General features: G+C 43.4%; 15 protein-coding genes. 6 read left to right on the forward strand and 9 right to left on the reverse strand.

Going from position 1 to position 16,458, the window contains the following annotated elements; all coding sequences use genetic code 11:
• Window positions 1-72 precede the first annotated feature (72 nt).
• Both CXF86_RS01740 and CXF86_RS01745 read right to left on the reverse strand, forming a co-directional pair.
• A complete protein-coding gene (locus tag CXF86_RS01740; RefSeq protein WP_102038184.1) occupies window positions 73-1,068 on the reverse strand; it encodes a cobalamin biosynthesis protein CobD/CbiB in 996 nt (331 codons plus the stop codon).
• Between the two features lie 37 nt (window positions 1,069-1,105).
• Window positions 1,106-1,804, reverse strand: a complete 699-nt coding sequence (locus CXF86_RS01745; protein WP_102038185.1) for a 5'-methylthioadenosine/adenosylhomocysteine nucleosidase — start codon at window positions 1,802-1,804, stop codon at window positions 1,106-1,108.
• Between the two features lie 385 nt (window positions 1,805-2,189).
• Between CXF86_RS01745 and CXF86_RS01750 the strand changes: the two genes are divergently transcribed.
• The 3 genes from CXF86_RS01750 to CXF86_RS01760 all read left to right on the forward strand — a co-directional run bounded on the left by CXF86_RS01750 (window position 2,190) and on the right by CXF86_RS01760 (window position 4,097).
• On the forward strand, window positions 2,190-2,846 hold the full coding sequence (locus CXF86_RS01750) for a Bax inhibitor-1 family protein (protein WP_101090516.1): 657 nt from the start codon (window positions 2,190-2,192) through the stop codon (window positions 2,844-2,846).
• Window positions 2,847-2,878: 32 nt separating this feature from the next.
• Complete coding sequence (locus CXF86_RS01755; RefSeq protein WP_102038207.1) at window positions 2,879-3,352, forward strand: GNAT family N-acetyltransferase; 474 nt, start codon at window positions 2,879-2,881, stop codon at window positions 3,350-3,352.
• A 526-nt stretch (window positions 3,353-3,878) separates the two neighbouring features.
• Window positions 3,879-4,097, forward strand: a complete 219-nt coding sequence (locus CXF86_RS01760) for a hypothetical protein (RefSeq protein WP_102038186.1) — start codon at window positions 3,879-3,881, stop codon at window positions 4,095-4,097.
• 33 nt (window positions 4,098-4,130) lie between these two features.
• Here CXF86_RS01760 and CXF86_RS01765 read toward each other — a convergent pair whose 3' ends face one another.
• The 6 genes from CXF86_RS01765 to betI form a co-directional block, all read right to left on the reverse strand.
• Window positions 4,131-4,619, reverse strand: coding sequence for a MarR family winged helix-turn-helix transcriptional regulator (locus CXF86_RS01765; protein WP_102038187.1), 489 nt, complete (start codon window positions 4,617-4,619; stop codon window positions 4,131-4,133).
• A gap of 123 nt (window positions 4,620-4,742) precedes the next feature.
• Complete coding sequence (locus CXF86_RS01770) at window positions 4,743-5,447, reverse strand: TorF family putative porin (RefSeq protein ID WP_101090513.1); 705 nt, start codon at window positions 5,445-5,447, stop codon at window positions 4,743-4,745.
• Between the two features lie 18 nt (window positions 5,448-5,465).
• The gene (locus CXF86_RS01775) at window positions 5,466-6,683 is read right to left on the reverse strand and encodes a choline transporter (protein ID WP_101090512.1); all 1,218 of its coding nucleotides are present in this window, start codon (window positions 6,681-6,683) and stop codon (window positions 5,466-5,468) included.
• Between the two features lie 305 nt (window positions 6,684-6,988).
• Window positions 6,989-8,689: a choline dehydrogenase gene (betA, locus tag CXF86_RS01780; protein WP_101090511.1), complete on the reverse strand. Its 1,701-nt coding sequence runs from the start codon at window positions 8,687-8,689 to the stop codon at window positions 6,989-6,991.
• A 9-nt stretch (window positions 8,690-8,698) separates the two neighbouring features.
• Window positions 8,699-10,162: a betaine-aldehyde dehydrogenase gene (betB, locus tag CXF86_RS01785; protein ID WP_101090510.1), complete on the reverse strand. Its 1,464-nt coding sequence runs from the start codon at window positions 10,160-10,162 to the stop codon at window positions 8,699-8,701.
• The gene (gene betI / locus CXF86_RS01790) at window positions 10,153-10,758 is read right to left on the reverse strand and encodes a transcriptional regulator BetI (protein WP_101090509.1); all 606 of its coding nucleotides are present in this window, start codon (window positions 10,756-10,758) and stop codon (window positions 10,153-10,155) included. The genes betB and betI overlap by 10 nt, the downstream gene beginning before the upstream one ends.
• 776 nt (window positions 10,759-11,534) lie before the next feature.
• On the opposite strand from betI, the gene CXF86_RS01795 reads away from it, so the two are divergent.
• Window positions 11,535-12,509, forward strand: a complete 975-nt coding sequence (locus tag CXF86_RS01795) for a nucleoside hydrolase (protein WP_102038188.1) — start codon at window positions 11,535-11,537, stop codon at window positions 12,507-12,509.
• Window positions 12,510-12,669: 160 nt separating this feature from the next.
• Here the strand turns inward: CXF86_RS01795 and rbsK are convergent, their stop codons facing one another.
• A complete protein-coding gene (rbsK, locus tag CXF86_RS01800) occupies window positions 12,670-13,881 on the reverse strand; it encodes a ribokinase (protein ID WP_101090507.1) in 1,212 nt (403 codons plus the stop codon).
• Window positions 13,882-15,048: 1,167 nt separating this feature from the next.
• On the opposite strand from rbsK, the gene CXF86_RS01805 reads away from it, so the two are divergent.
• Window positions 15,049-15,516: a hypothetical protein gene (locus CXF86_RS01805; RefSeq protein WP_102038189.1), complete on the forward strand. Its 468-nt coding sequence runs from the start codon at window positions 15,049-15,051 to the stop codon at window positions 15,514-15,516.
• A 120-nt stretch (window positions 15,517-15,636) separates the two neighbouring features.
• The gene (locus CXF86_RS01810) at window positions 15,637-16,233 is read left to right on the forward strand and encodes a DUF6624 domain-containing protein (protein WP_102038190.1); all 597 of its coding nucleotides are present in this window, start codon (window positions 15,637-15,639) and stop codon (window positions 16,231-16,233) included.
• Window positions 16,234-16,458: the final 225 nt, after the last annotated feature.

The following is a 16,458-nucleotide window of genomic DNA, read 5'->3' on the forward strand; positions in this document are numbered from 1 at the left end:
AGATGATGATATTATTCTGGATGAATTAGCGTCTATTTAAGTCATTATAACTCACCAAGATAACAGCAGTGCTTAACCTTGCCATATTCTCAGTGTCCCCCAGATAACGGGTAGCAAAATAATCGACACCGTCCATAAACCAAATGCAATAGAATTCAGTTTGAGGGCGCGTTGAATATCTCCGTCTGTTGGCAATGGCCCATATTTCAATTTTGGCATGCTGACCTTAGTTTCTGCATTTTTACCCGCAGGGAATTTAGCCGGGCCTCCTAACTCAATATTTAACGCACTGGCGATAACAGCATGAGTTTGATACTCAATAATTGGAGTTGCATTAATGCTAGGGTTGAACAGCGTCGCTAAGCTTCTTGGCCCCCCTTGAATAGCAAGGGTAAAGCTCCACAGCTTGGCGGGGATAAAGTGAATGACAGCACTGAGCGCATACACTGGCGTGCCAAAGTAGCGATATTGCGGATTATAAACCGGCCATGCATTATCTAACTGCTTTACCATTCTCGCCATGAGCAACAGTGGTACACCGCCAACACAGTAAAACAGCACTGTGGCTGCAACCCCATAAGTGGGGGTGGTTGCAAGACGTTCTATGGTGACTTTACTTAGCCCCACGCTTGATAGAGATTGGGTGCTGCGATTGAGCCAAGGCAATAGTAATGTGCGCGCTCGGGCTTTATTGTCACGCCGAATCGACATGGATACTTCATTGGCAATGTATCTGAAGTGATCATCTTGCAAGCAAACATAAATAATCAGTGCTTCAACAAACCATGGGAATTCGGCCAGTTCAGCAAAAAAGCTAATGATGAACCAAAAAGGTAGGATCAACAGCAGTGTTGCTAGCATGCCAGCAATAAACTGCTGTGATGCGGCTCGGTGAGTATGGTTTACTTTAAGGCTTAAGCTTTTGGCGAGATTGGTTAACCATTCTAGTGGTTGTAGCTGTCGCGGTAAGGGTGCCATTCTTGCGATAAGAATCGACATTAACAGCACTATAGCACCGATATAAAGTTGACCATCTTGCGAGAAGAATTTTGTAAACTCCGGAACCATAGTGTCTGTTATATCCTTAAAAAGATTGGCTCACTCGTTAGCAATTTAATTGCTTGAGCAGTGCGATGACCATTAATGCTGAATGATGACCCGCTTTAACAATATACTCGTCAAAATCAACGGGTGAATCATTATTAGCGTTATCTGATAGCGAACGGATAACCACAAATGGCACGCCAAACTGGTGACACACTTGTGCAATTGCGGCACCTTCCATTTCACATGCTGCCATTGTTGGGAAGTTTTCCAACATGGTTTTTGTGCGGACGGGATCGCAAATAAAGCTATCACCTGTACAGATAAGGCCTTCAATGGCTTTTACTTCGCCAAGGCTTGCAACTGCTTTTTGGGCTGCAGCGACTAGCGCGGCATCAGGAATAAACGCTGCTGGTTGCTGCGCCATTTGGCCAATTTCATAACCAAAAGCGGTAACATCAACATCGTGATGACGTACTTCTGATGAAATTATGATATCACCAATGGCTAAGTCGTTAGCGAAACCGCCCGCTGAACCAGTGTTAATTATCGCGTCAGGTGCATACTTTTCGATAAGTAATGTCGTGGCAATACTTGCTGTCACTTTACCAATACCAGAACGAGTAACAATCACCTCTTTGCCTGCTAACTGACCCGCGATAAACTCGATACCCGCAATAGTGGTCGAAGTCGAGTTTTGCATCGATTCAATGAGATGCGCAACTTCTGGCTCCATAGCGCCAATAATACCGATTTTCATGAAATGACCTTTTAACTACCTGAATGAATATGGGCGCTAATATACCATGGTGATAGGCTTTAGTGAAAAAGCCTTATGGGTAAGGTGGGAGGTTGTGCAAAGTATCGCTTTGCATATGTGCTGAACTCAGGTCAATGGAACAACTCGAGATATAAGTACCTATGAGTTCTCATTAGGATTAAAGCTGCGGCCTTGCGGCCGAGATATTAAGTGCCACTTCGGCGATACTCGTCAGCGTATTATAGATTATTCAATTTACAACAAAGGCTTAATGGTGATATTTTCGCGGTATTAATAATGGAGCCAAAAATAATAACAGGCTTTTGTAGATAGGCAGTATGTGCCATATGCATGTGGCGCAAATTTCAAATTATAGGGAAATAAAATGGAAGTAAATGTATTTAGCCGGACAGAAACCAATGACAAGATAATAAGTGCTTCTGTTTACAATTTGGTTATCGGCTTAACGCTAATCTGGGGCTTTGCCATAAACTGGTTAATGGTTCTAAATATTCCCGTTGAATCAATTAGCAGTATCAATCCCATTGTCTTCTTTGTCGGATATTTTGCTTCATGTTTTCTGGGTATTTATCTTTTTAGTAAATCTGACAGTCCGATCGTGAGTTTCATTGGCTATAACTTTGTCGTTGTTCCTTTCGGACTCATTATTAATCTAGTGGTCAGCCAGTATGATCCAGATATTGTACTAGAAGCGATTAGGGTTACTGGGATGGTCACTTTTGTGATGATGCTTTTAGGTTCAATGTATCCTGCGTTTTTTAATAAGATAGCGGGTGGCCTTACAATAGCCTTGCTGTGTGTGATCGTCGTTGAGCTCATTGAAATATTCATATTCAATACGCATCACGGGATTTTAGATTGGATCGTTGCGATTATTTTTTGTGGTTATATTGGTTATGACTGGGCAAGAGCCAATGCGATTCCTAAAACATATGACAATGCGGTGGATAGTGCTGCAGCCTTGTATATGGATATTATTAATCTATTTTTACGCATCCTTAGAATACTTGGTAGAAAATAGCCAATAATAAGAGCAGGTTACTGATGACGAATATGCAGATCCGAGTTGGCCAGTTAGAGAGCGAACAAGTGCTGGTGCTGTTACAGCAGCATCATCAAGATATGTTGTCGCACTCTCCTGCGGAGAGTGTGCATGCGCTGGATATTAGCGGCCTAGAAGCTGATAACGTCACTTTTTTTGGACTGTGGCAGGGTGAGTTGCTAGCTGGTATTGGGGCACTAAAAGCGCTTGATATGCAACATGGCGAGATCAAATCGATGCGCACCTCTGCGGACTTCTTAAGACAAGGCGTGGCGCATAAAATCTTAGCGCATATTATTACCGAGGCTAGGCTACGTGGTTATCAACGCTTAAGCCTTGAAACAGGCTCAATGGCCGCCTTTGAGCCTGCTAAAAGGTTATATCAACAGTTTGGCTTTGAGCAATGTAAGCCGTTTGCTGACTACCAAGAAGATCCTTATAGCGAGTTCATGTCTAAATCAATGATGAAGCCATTTGAACTATAATGTTCATGTTATAGAGCATCAGAGTGAGGGAATAAGTCACTCACTCTGAAGCTTTCAATATGCTCAATACCACATCATTCTTATCTGCTCACTCTTCATTTTTCTCTGAACTCATTCTTAACGCACTCTAACCTCATTCCTAAACAACTCCCAGTCGGTCTCGACTTGCCCTGGTTTAAATTTCTGGTTTTAGGTTCAGGAATAAGCAGTTCTGCCCAATAAACTGTTTATTACCATTCCCTCCAGAGAATTAAATTGCGCACATGCTAAACAAGTAAATTATGTAAGCGGCATTTGAGATCCCTGTTTAACCATGCTGGATTTAAATGATAATTAATATCATTAGTATGGGGTTTGTGGTGAGATGGAAAATGGGCAAGATGTTATGCAGTCGGGAAATCAACACTAAAAAGAGTCTGCTTGGATGGATGCTCAATATTGCTATCAACTCGCGGTCTCGATGATTGAGACGCAATGATCGACAGAGGAGGGGGATCGCCAACTGCTATTCGCCTGGATTGCGGGTATGCATAACTTAGCCCATTTACACGAGCGTCAACAACAAAGTGAGATGGCATTGCACTTCTTAAAGAATGCCCACGAAAAAGTACGGCAGATGTCGTCTAACGACGCGTTATCTGATTTTTGGTTTAAAGGTGAGAATAACAACAGTGTCGGTATCGATGATATCGGCCCTGTTAAAGCGTCACAGCTTAAGAGTAAGGTGGTTTTAGTGTTGGGTTAATCTCGAGATCCCAAGAATAACCCGTTGTAGCAATTAACTCTTTGACACTTCATCCGCTTGAATTTGCCCTACCAATAGTACCGGCGCAGCATCAAGTTCATCAGCATTCATCATCGAGGCAATACGTTCTACTGACGATAGCAGTTGGCTTTGTTCCCACTGTTCAAGGTTTTGATAGCGAGTAATAAAGTGTTCTTGCAGTGGCTTTGGCGAGCGACTTAATAGTGTTTTTCCGGACTCACTTAATGATAAGTGAACTTTACGCTTATCGGTTTCACTGCGGGTTCTAATGACCAACTCACGGCTTTCTAATCTATCGACTATAGTGGTCACCGTGGCAGGGCTTAGAGACACTTCTTTTGCTATCTCTTTTGCTAGTGGAGCCTCAAGTTGTTCAATATTTTGCATCACCATTAACTGCGGCCCGGTAAGACCTGACTGCTTATTTAATTGGCGTGAATGTATATCAATCGCACGGATCACTTGGCGCAGTGAAATCAATAACTGTTCATATTTTTCCATAATCTTTCCTACTGATATCCAACTGCATAGCCAACATAGCTAAAATTTATAAAAATGCGGAATAACGACGGAGCGTTATACCGCATTTTTATTCTATGGTGCAAGGTTATATCGAGTCAGAGACTAAAATGCGAACGTTCTTGCGACAGATAGCACAGCACGTGTATCGGCGGTATCGATGTTCATGCTGGTGTCTTCTACGGCTAGGTTAAAGTCGAAACCTTTCCAGCTCGTCATGTATTCAGCACGGTAGTGGTTATAAGCCTCATCACCATCCCATGCCCACTTGTTTTCATCCGTAGAAGTCGTGCGATCGAAGCTAACACGAATGTCATGACCTTCCGCTACAGTAAATGTGTGCGCAGCCATCATTACATAGCTACCAACATCAACACCAAAGTAATCCCATGTATACCAGAAGTTTAATTCTGACTGACCCAATGAAGAGCCGTAACCGAACTTAGTATAAACCTCTGGATACTGGTACTCGTCTGAGAAAGAGTCGCCATGGTAAGTATAGTAAGCAATACCAGCATCAAGAGACACGCTTTCACTTAGCTGATAGAACATGCCGCCGTAAAAATCTAGCTCTAACCATGTGTCATCGCCTGAGCCGTAATCAACGTTTGATGCCCAAGTTCCTACATACCAACCCGCATCAGCAGCGTAATCAAGACTTGCTTGTAAAGCAGGGCCATTATCTGTTTGGCTTACACCATTAAAGGTGTAATCAGATGTTGCATTAATTGTTGAACTAACGCCTGCAAATGCGGTTGTTGGCAAGGCTAATAGCCCTACTAGTGCAAGATTTTTAATTGTAGTTTTCATCATTTCCCTTTTTTATTTTTAGTTAGCTAATTCAATTTTGCTAAAATCAATTTTGTTTTCTATTGGTGAATGTTCAATCGCGGCAACTTTCTTATATTTAGTTGTCATGATATAGCCGAAGCACGTCAATATTAGACCAATCGCTAAGGCGCCAACCCACTGAATTTCTAAGAAATTCAGTTGGAATAACAAGGTAAGGCTACTCATTAGAGCAACATTACCTATGATGTATTTGGTCTTGCCAAAGCGCTCAACGGTTAGGTTAAGGTTGTCGGTGTAAAGGCGGATCAAGGAGTCGAGTGAGTTCACTACAAAAGTGATGCCCACAAAGACCATGGCGAGGTTATAGAACCCTGTGGTGGCTATCTCATTGGCGCTGTAGTAATACAACACGGTAAACCACACTGCGATTGGCAGTGACGGGAACACCATCATCGCGATCAGGACTTGGTAAGTTCGCATGCCGCCAACAAAGCGTGAGGTGAACTGGCCAATCATGATGCTCCAAGCAAACCACCAGAAAAGATAAAATTCATGGTAATCATTCAGTGGCAATACAAAGTGATGAATATTGCCAAAGTAGTCGCCAATTAATGCGAAGGTTGTAACAAACTCACCAATTCCGCTGCCGTCCGACATGAAAGCACCGGCCCACATTAGTGCGATCAAACCTAGAAATAACCAAGTACTGGCTAAGCTAAGAATGCGTACATAACGAATACTGGTGCTTGAGTAAACGGCGACCGCAATAATCACAAATACGATGAGATAGAAGCTACTGACAATGGTTTCGCCATCGCCCATCTCCGGCAGATACCAAGGTAAGTTGGTTAATAACAGGTATGCGGTAAAAGCACAGGTACCAATAATCACAATGTTGTTAATAAACTTGATCACAGGGATCTCAAAGTACTTCACTCTTGGTTCTATCACGCAAAAATAGAAACAAGTTAAAAAGTAAAATGCCCAGATGAGAAATGCCCAGAAGCCAAATTCAATGGCCAATGGATTGGTAAAGCCATATTCTGGACTGGCGCCTAAATCAGCGTAGCCGGCAAATTCGGTCAGTGGGAACATGATCAGTCCCACATCTAAGCCAGAGGTAAACAAAATCGCGATGAAGGTAAAGGTACGCACTGGTGTAACACCAACACATTTCACATTCCCCCAGCGATAAATGACAAAGGCGATGGCGGTAAAAGTAAATAATATCCCGATAGTAAGCCAAGTAGTCATTATTGGGCTCCCAACTTATTGTTAAGATAAAACATAGGTTTAAATCCTTTTCTTATTTTATATTTACCAACTTGCAGCAAATTTAGGCTGCAAAAATCCCTCAAGCCTTAACTGTCGCTTTAACGAAAGTTAAGGTTTGATAAATTAAACGTGGCGATTAAGACCATTTAGCCCTACTTGGCTTAGGCTGGTCAGTTGCCTATACCCAACTATTTGAAGATGCGGCATATCGATTGCCGAGCACCTTCAGGTCGCTGGTGACATCATTTGATTTGCCTATTGCACAAACAGGCAAATCAAACGCGCTATCTTGTTGGTGCCTTATTCCGCTGTTGCTGTTGCCAGTCATTAGCGGTAATAACAGCAGCACGACTTGGTGCAAGTGGTGCTTTACCCAAAATTAGATCGGCTGCGCGTTCCGCTAACATAATGGTGGGTGAGTTTAAGTTGCCGTTTGGAATGGTAGGAAATATTGAAGAATCAACCACTCTAAGGCTTTGTAGTCCGTGCACTCTCGTTTGCGAGTCTACGACTGCCATCGGATCTTCGCCCATTTTGCATGAACATGATGGATGGTAGGCGCTCTCAACTGAACTTCTTACAAAGCTGTCTATCTGTTCATCTGTTTCTACTGCAGTGCCAGGCTGGATCTCTTCGCCGCGATATTCATCTAACGCAGGTTGATTGATGATCTCGCGAGTGAGGCGTACACAAGCACGGAATCCTTCAATATCATCTTGATGAGACAGATAGTTAAACTGAATGCTCGGCGCGACATGAGCATCGCTTGATACCACTTTAACGCTGCCGCGACTCTTAGGTTTGTTATGGCCAATATGCACTTGGAAACCATGACCAGCAAAGGCTTCTTTACCGTCATAACGCATTGCTGCTGGTAAGAAGTGATACTGAAGATCTGGCCATTCAAGTCCCGCTTTAGAGCGAATAAAGCCGCAAGACTCAAAGTGATTGGTTGCGCCAAGGCCTGACTTATTCAATATCCAGCGAGTACCAATAAACAACTTGTTCAGTGGATCAATCTTGCCGTTAAGTGATATTGGCTTTAGGCACTTAAATTGGAAGTAAAACTCAAGATGATCTTGTAAGTTCTCACCTACACCCGGCAGTTCGTGTACTTGCTCGATACCTGCTTTAGCAAGCGTACTCGCGGCGCCAACACCAGACAGTTGCAGAATATGTGGTGAGCCAATCGAACCGGCTGATAACACTACTTCTTTATTGGCTTTAACTTCAAGATGCTTGCCTTTGCGCTCAAAATGCACACCGACCGCTTTTTTAGCTTCACCCGCTTTGGTTTCAAACAACACTTTGTGTACTAGCGCATGAGTGATAACGGTGAGGTTGTTACGCTTCATTGCGGGTCTTAGGTAAGCATTAGATGTTGACCAACGCACACCATTTTTAATGGTCATATGCATCGGGCCAAAGCCCTCTTGCTGCGCGCCGTTGTAGTCTGCGGTGGCTAAATATCCAGCATCTACCCCTGCATCCACAAAAGCTTGATACAGTGGGTTTTTCATATTGTTGCCGTTATTAACCGCTAATGGGCCATCAACGCCACGGTAATCATCCTCACCAAAAGACCAGCTTTCCGCTTTTTTGAAGTAAGGCAGGCAATGGGCGTAATCCCAATCTTTGGCACCTGTTTGCTGCCATTCATCGAAATCTCGTGCATGACCGCGCACATAAACCATGCCGTTGATTGATGATGAACCGCCCAACACTTTACCGCGTGGGCAATGCATACGGCGATTATCAAGATGTGGCTCAGCTTCCGTTTCAAACTGCCACGCATATTTAGCGGTATTCATCGGGATAGACAGCGCCGTTGGCATCTGGATAAAGATGCTCTTATCGCTGCCGCCGGTTTCAAGCAACAACACCTTGTTACTGGCGTCGGCCGATAAACGGTTGGCTAGCACGCAGCCTGCACTGCCAGCACCAACGATAATATAGTCGTATGTTTCGTTCATAGATTGAGTCATATCAGCGCCTTAAAATGGACTTTCAAGAGGCTGCATACCAACGTATACGGCTTTGATTTGGGTATAAGCTTTCAGTGTTTCACTGCCATTTTCACGGCCAACACCTGACATTTTATAACCGCCCACAGGCATTTCTGCTGGGGATGCACCATAAGCATTGATCCAGCAAATACCGGCCTGCATTTGATGAATGACACGATGAGCGCGGGTAATGTCTTGGGTAAATACGCCAGCGGCTAAGCCTAAGCGAGTGCCATTTGCGCGGCGAATCACTTCATCTTCATCGGTAAAAGGCAGCACTGACATCACTGGGCCAAAGATCTCTTCTTTACTTAATGTCATTTCATCGGTGCACTGACCAAAAATAGTCGGAGCAACAAAGTAACCGTTAGGGCTGTTTTCTGGGGTAAGTGCGTGGCCGCCGATGAGTAGCTCAGCACCTTCACTCTTACCTATCTCAATATAGCCAAGCACCTTTTCTTGATGGGCTTTTGAGATCAGCGCGCCAAAGTTGGTCTCAGGATCCATTGGGTCGCCACAAATGATGTTGTCTTTGGTACGTTGCAACAGTTTTTCGATAAAGCGAGGGTAGATCTCTTGCTGCACAAATACTCGAGTGCCATTCGTACAGATTTCACCTTGAGTGTAAAAGTTACCTAGCATGGCAGCAGAAACCGCATTGTCGATGTCTGCGTCATTGAAGATAATCAGCGGCGATTTACCACCGAGCTCCATGGTGACTTGTTTAAGTGAGCTTGCCGCGGCAGCCATTACTTTTTTACCGGTACCGACTTCGCCAGTGAAAGAGACTTTAGCAATCTGGTCATTATTCGTTAGCCAAGCACCGACACGGCCATCGCCTTGAACGACGTTAAATACGCCATCGGGCAAGCCCGCTTCAGTCAATATTTCGGCAAGTTTTAGTGCGCCACGTGGGGTTTCTTCTGATGGCTTAAAGATCATCACATTACCGCAAGCTAACGCTGGCGCCGCTTTCCAGCAAGCTATCTGTAGTGGGTAGTTCCATGCGCCAATACCGGCGCAAATGCCGAGAGGCTCGCGGCGAGTGTAATAAAAATCATCGCCAACGGTCTGTTGATTGCCTTCGATACTAGGGGCTAGTCCGGCAAAGAACTCAATAGAGTCTGCACCGGTCACAACATCAACCACAGAGGCTTCTTGCCATGGCTTACCTGTATCTTGTACTTCAATAGCAGCAAGCTCGTCATTTCGTTCTCGAAGCAGGGCAACTGCTTTTAACAAAATGCGACTGCGCTCTATCGCGGTCATCTTTGACCAAGTGTTAAAACCGGCTTGTGCGCTTTTAATGACGGCTTGTTGGATCTTCTCATCGGCGACTTCAACTAAGTAGCTCACTTCTCCATTGGCTGGATTAATGACTTCAAAGGTTTCGCCCGTTTCATTGGAGAGCGCCTGCCCGTGGACGTAATTTGGGTAAACAACTAATGACATCGATTTGCTCCGTACTGCATGATAACGGCCTCGATAAAGGCTTTACATAAAATTTGGGCCTGTTCGAACTCTTTCTCTGGTGAGTGACTCATTGCACTACGTAACCAAAAACCATCAATCATTGCTGCGGTTTGTTTGGCTGCAGTGATTGCCTTATCCTTGGGGAGTAGTTTTTTGAAAGAGAACAAAAGGTTGCTGTATAAACGTTGGCTGTTGATATGTTGCAATCTAGCAAGCCCTTGCTCGTGCATGGCTTGTGACCAAAAGCTCAACCAGGTTTTTGTTACCGGTCGTGAGCGTTGTAGTTCGGTAAAGTTGGTTTCTACAATCGCCTGCAGTCTTTCAAGAGGCGACAGTTGATTACCTGCTGTTCGACTCAATAAAGCTTGTTTAAGCTGATCGAGTAGATATTTTTGCGTCGCTTCTATTAAACCTTGTTTACCGCCGAAGTAGTGACTAATAAGCCCTGATGATAATCCTGCCAAACCACTGATGGTATTGATGGTGGTATGGTGCAAACCATGATGCTCAACAGAGACCAATGTGGCGTCTATGAGCTGTTGCTGTCGAACAGTTTTCATTGGTGGGCGCGGCATAAAAAACAAGATCCTGAAGACGATTATTGTGAGTCATTTTGGTAGTTCAATTGTTAATTGAACGTTCAATTAATAACAACTCTAATGGTTAGAGCTGTAACTATCAACCTTTATTAAAGTTTGGGACTTGCATCACAGATTTAATTTGATGATTTATGCTTGGAGGTTGATTGTTGCAAGTGATTGTTTAATAACAAACAAAATGAGAGTCTGATAATTATCCAAAACAGATAAATCAGCAGAAAATAAAGTTTGAGCAAAAATTAGTTTCAACCGTAATCTTTCGCTTTAAATGCTTGTTAGTCATTTATCGCTATTGTAGCTAAGTGGTCATTAACGGGCGCAAACTTACTATTCGACCGCCGTTATTAGCCCGCGATAACACCATTGTGATTTCGGGCATCTGCATTGGCATATTTAGCCCGAGTTACGTGACGGAGTTCACGCTTGCTTTGTCCTAGATTGAGACTTTGCAGGCGATATCCGCCGTAAACGAACTGAGTTGTTCTCTTTTTTGCGGAAGTTAGCGGCTCTATCACACTCAAGCTGAGGTTCTACTCGTATAATTTTTTAGTTCTATTCGTATATTAGTTATATTGAGTAAACTCTGCATATTGGTAGCAGGATGAGTCAACACTAACCGATAGTGGTTAAGTCGATGCTTAAGTAGCACGCTTAAGCTGCTAAACTTTTCATTAATGCATTCTTTATCTTCTTTTAACCCTAAACAGGGAGCTAAAGAATGAAACGTAGCGACTAACAGGATGATAGATTCAATGGTAAAAAAAATAATTCTAGACACAGATCCGGGTATTGATGATGTTATGGCGATCCTGTTCGCTGAGGCGCATCCGGAGATTGAGCTCAAAGCCATCACCACAATATATGGCAATGTGACCATCAAAGGCGCGACGCATAATGCGCTTTATCTAAAGCAGAAATATGGTTTTGCAGCTGATGTGGCCGAAGGTACTGGTAAGCCGTTGGTTAGGCCTCCTGTTGGCCCTACTGTTGCCGTACATGGCGAAAGCGGTTTCGGTGATGTTCAAGTGCCAGCCGAGGTTGAAGGTGAGGCTGACGCTCGACCAGCCTATCAATACATTATCGATGCGGTAACGGCAGAGCCCAATGAGATCACTATTGTAGCAATTGGCCCGTTAACGAATTTGGCCTTAGCGCTGCAAGCTGAGCCTAATATTGTTAATTTGGTCAAAGAAGTGGTCATCATGGGCGGCGCATTCGGCGTTAACGATCACCGTGGCAATGTGACTCCCTTTGCGGAGGCCAATATTCATGACGATCCCCATGCGGCCGATATCGTGTTCGGTGCTTCATGGCCGGTGGTTATTATTGGACTGGATGTTACCGAGCAAAGCTTCTTCACCGCAGATTATCTCGATAAACTGCGTGATGATGCTGGCGAAGTGGGACAGTTTATCTGGGATGTCAGTCGCTTCTACCTTAAATTTTATAAAGAGAAGGTCGGTTTGGATGCTTGTCATGTCCACGACCCTTCTGCGATTGCCTATGTGATTAAACCAGAGTTGTTTACGCTCAGAGAAGGACCTGTTCGAGTGATCACCGAAGGCCCCGCTGAAGGCATGACGGTACAAAAATTTGATGGTCGAATTTACATGCATGACGAATGGGAAACCCAACCACCACAACGTGTGGGTGTTGCGGTTAACGATACTGAGTTGCTAGAAATTTACCGAAAGAGCATTATCGACTACAGCCACAAAAAGGCGTAATGGGTTCAATCTAAGGCGCCCGAATATAGGCGGTTGAATTGAAATGGCTTTTATTAAGAGGACTTTTATTTAAGCCTCTAATAAAGCCAAAGAACAAAAAAGCGTAGTGCTAAACACTACGCTTTTTTCTTGCAAGCCGTTTACTGTTTGCTAACGGTCGCTATAGCCGCGCAGCCACTAAGCTAGCATCTGGCATATTGGCAGCACCTTCACGCTCAACAGCCAAGGATGCGTACGCGTTGGCGTATTTTGCGGCATTGAACAGAGTTTCGCCTTTTACAATTTGAGCAACGAGAGCGCCGTTAAAGGCATCTCCAGCACCTGTGGTATCAGTTACAACACATTTAATGGCTGCCACCTCTTTGAACTGCTCGTTTTCATACACAAGAACACCTTGAGAGCCACGGGTGATCACCACAGTATTAACCCCCATCTGATTAATTTTTTCTGCCGCCAGTTTCGCACTGCTGAGATCGGTAACCTCGATCCCCGTCATTAAAGAGGCTTCGGTCTCATTGGGGGTAATCACATCGACATACTTTAATAATGAAGGCGTGTCCTCATGGTAAGGCGCCGGGTTGAGTACCACTCTAACGCCATGGGTATGCGCTATCTGCATCGATTGTCTGATGGCGTCGATATTATTTTCGAGTTGAGTCAAAAACAGATTAGCGCTAACGATATGTTGTTCAGCCTGTAAGATCTCTGCTGGTGTTATTTCGGTGTTAGCACCTGAATGCACCGCAATCATATTTTCGCCGCTTGTTTCACAGACATAAATAAGCGCATTGCCTGTTGGGGATTTTTCAGATTCGACAATGATTGTCTTATCTATTCCTGTTGCGGCGAGATGCTCTTTGGCAAAGTGGCTGAATTGATCTTTGCCTATTTTGGTCATGAAGGTGACATTGGCTCCAGCTTTAGCCGCAGCATAGGCTTGATTGGCTCCCTTGCCGCCAGCGCCAATATTGTTGCTTAGCGCATGCAGGGTTTCACCCGGTTGTGGAAAACGCTCCAACGTGGCGACGATGTCGACATTAAAGGAACCGAGTATAAAAATATTATTTTTCATGTTGTTGACCCTATTTTCCATGAGGTTCTGAGTCATAAGACCTGATAACGTTTTGCTGGCAGTTAACTGAGACAGTAATCTATCCAGACAATATTTATCGGCATCGAAATTAGCAGAAATTTGAACACCACCATGCGTCCTTATCACTTGCTGTTCATTTTCGAGCTGCACCAGATCACAACGAATGGTCTTTGGCGTCACCTGAAGTAACTTGGCGAGTTGTGCATTTGATAAGGTTTTATGTTCACTGAGCAGTTTTAAGATAACAGTCAGTCTTTCATTTCGGCTTAGTTTGTTCATAGGGTCGAATATACGCGCAGAGTATTGTTGAGGTTGTGATTAAGATAAAAGCTTAGCATGGTAAACGCACCAATTGGTTTGTTTTTTTAGGGAGGACCCTGAATACCCCTTTGGATAGTCTGCACATGCGCCGACCGCAGGTCATTGGAACCACTATCGCCAGAAGTTAAATCTTTTGTGCCCCAAAACGTTTTTGTTATCTATTAGTTTTATCAAGCTACGCTTGACCAAAGTCGTGGCGCTTCGCCCACACCGGAGTCAAGGGGGAAAGCGCTTGTCCCCCTTAACAAACCCGCAGCGCCCCGACGAAGTTACATGCGTTGAGTACAGACCTCATACTTATTCGAAATAGCCTAACGCTTCCGATGGGACATCCTGTCCCGCGAAAGCTATGCCCACATCCGTGTGGGCATTACGGCTCTTTCTTCAACGTACTTCGGCAACTTCGATGGGGAATGAGTGTTTTCTGTTAGTTTTGTGCCACGTTGGTTTTTACGTTTTTACGTTTTTACGTTTTTACGTTTTTAAATTAAGAACTCAAATGCTTAGAGTTTACGCTTTTCTAATCCAGTGTAGATGCGGCTGAGGCCTTCGGTTTCAGGGATGAAACCGCAGAGCGGCCATGGATGGCGAAAAGCGTGCCTCAGTAGCGTCTGCACATGCGGTCGTTCATTCACATCCATGTGATCACGACATTGGCACATCCTTGTGCAGCACCACCGCAGGTCATTGGAATCGCCTTTGTCTGAAGGTAACTCACTTCTGCCCCGAAACTAGTTAGAAACGAGCTCAAATGGCATAGACGCAAGCCGCATTGGATTAAGTAAGAAAGGGTGGTTGGATATACAGTATTATTGGTTTATTTGTGGAAACAGAGCACTTTCTTAGATTCAATTCACGCTTTACTATTGTGCAGTGTTAGTAACTTGTATAAATTCAGTAAGATGTAAGTATGCGTTCATGAAAAGTTCAGATAACCAGAAAGCAAAGTGTGCGACTCACTTTTATCCCTAGATGTATTGGATATAATTTTAAGCGTAAATGTTTAATTATCTGTTATTAATTAACTTTCTAGCTTTTTTACTGTGCCCGCTTTCTCAACATGGCTTGGCAAAACGCGCAAGCCGTATATTAAAATGTTATGTTTAAATAAAGTAAGGATCACTTTTGCAAACAATCACAAAATCACTTCTAGCTTCATTCGCTTTAGTTCTATCAACTCAAACACTAGCAAACGATAACTTTACCTTTGGTATGGGCGCTGGTGCCTTTTATAGCGGTGTTGGTATTAATGCAGGCATTCAATCTAAAAATGACCTGAAATATGTATCTGCTGGTTGTGTTAGCTACTCTTCAATTTACGGCGGTACTTGTGGTGTCGGTGTTGGCTGGGTCAAAACGGATATCTTTGACTTTCAAACCCCTAAACATGGCGCAAGTTTATATCTTGGTGTTGTTGGGAGTGAGTATGACAACTATGATCACGAGGCTGTATATGGTGCAGGCTTAGGATATCATTATTTTCTTAGAGGCATAGGTAACGCTGGATTTAACTTTGGTTTTACTCTAGTCGCTGGAAATGAAAAAGACGGTATTGGTGTTGGTGGTCTATTCCAGGCTGGTTATCAATTTTAAACATAACAAGCTGTTAAACAAGGACAAAAAACAGTTGGTTTTTGTTCCTTCGTCGCTAATTTTAACCAACTATTTTTTGCCTGTTAACAGGGCGTTATATGTACAAGGAGAGTTCAGTTGATGCGTCACCTATTTTTACTGTTGATAATACCTTTTTATTCTTTTGCCGAAATTAACCTTCCCCTGCAAAAAGAACTAATTGAAATGGAAATTGAAGATCAACATATTCGAAACAAAATAGGAGAAGCTGGGTGGCAAAACCCACCTAAAGCACTCCTAGAAAAAATGATGAAAATAGATGAGAGTAATACAGGAAAACTTAAAGCTATCATTAAAAAGCATTATTGGGTAACAAAGGATTTAGTCGGAGTTAAGGGCGTTGGAGCAGCATTTTTAGTCATCCAGCATTCACCTGATGTTGCATTTAAAGTAAAAATGCTTCCTTATTTAAAGCAATCATATTTGAATGGCGAAGGTGTTAGCGGACAACAAGTTGCTCTTTTAACTGATAGAGTTCTTATTGCACAAGGAAAGAAACAAATCTATGGTACTCAAGCTGACGTGAGTGAAGGTAAAGTTGAGTTTAGCCCCATAGAAGATGAAACTAATGTAGATAAACGGCGTGAAGAAATGAAGATGCCCCCTTTAGATTTTTACTTAAAAATAATGGAAAAAATGTACGGGATTAAAGAGCACCCTGAAATAGACTTGAATTAACATACATATAACAAGCTGTTAAACAAGGACAAAAAACAGTTGGTTTTTGCTCCTGCGTCGCTTATTTTAACCAACTATTTTATTGCCGGTTAACAGGGCGTTATATGCCATGAAAGTTTTGGTGTTTATTTCTATGTAAGGATGCACAAGTGGAACAGTTAGTTATAGAGTTTAAAAAAAATAAACGGTTTTGGTATCCAGAAGTTGATGTTTCAAAGCTTAACG

Source organism: Shewanella sp. GutCb, from assembly GCF_002836135.1.
Taxonomy (GTDB): domain Bacteria; phylum Pseudomonadota; class Gammaproteobacteria; order Enterobacterales; family Shewanellaceae; genus Shewanella.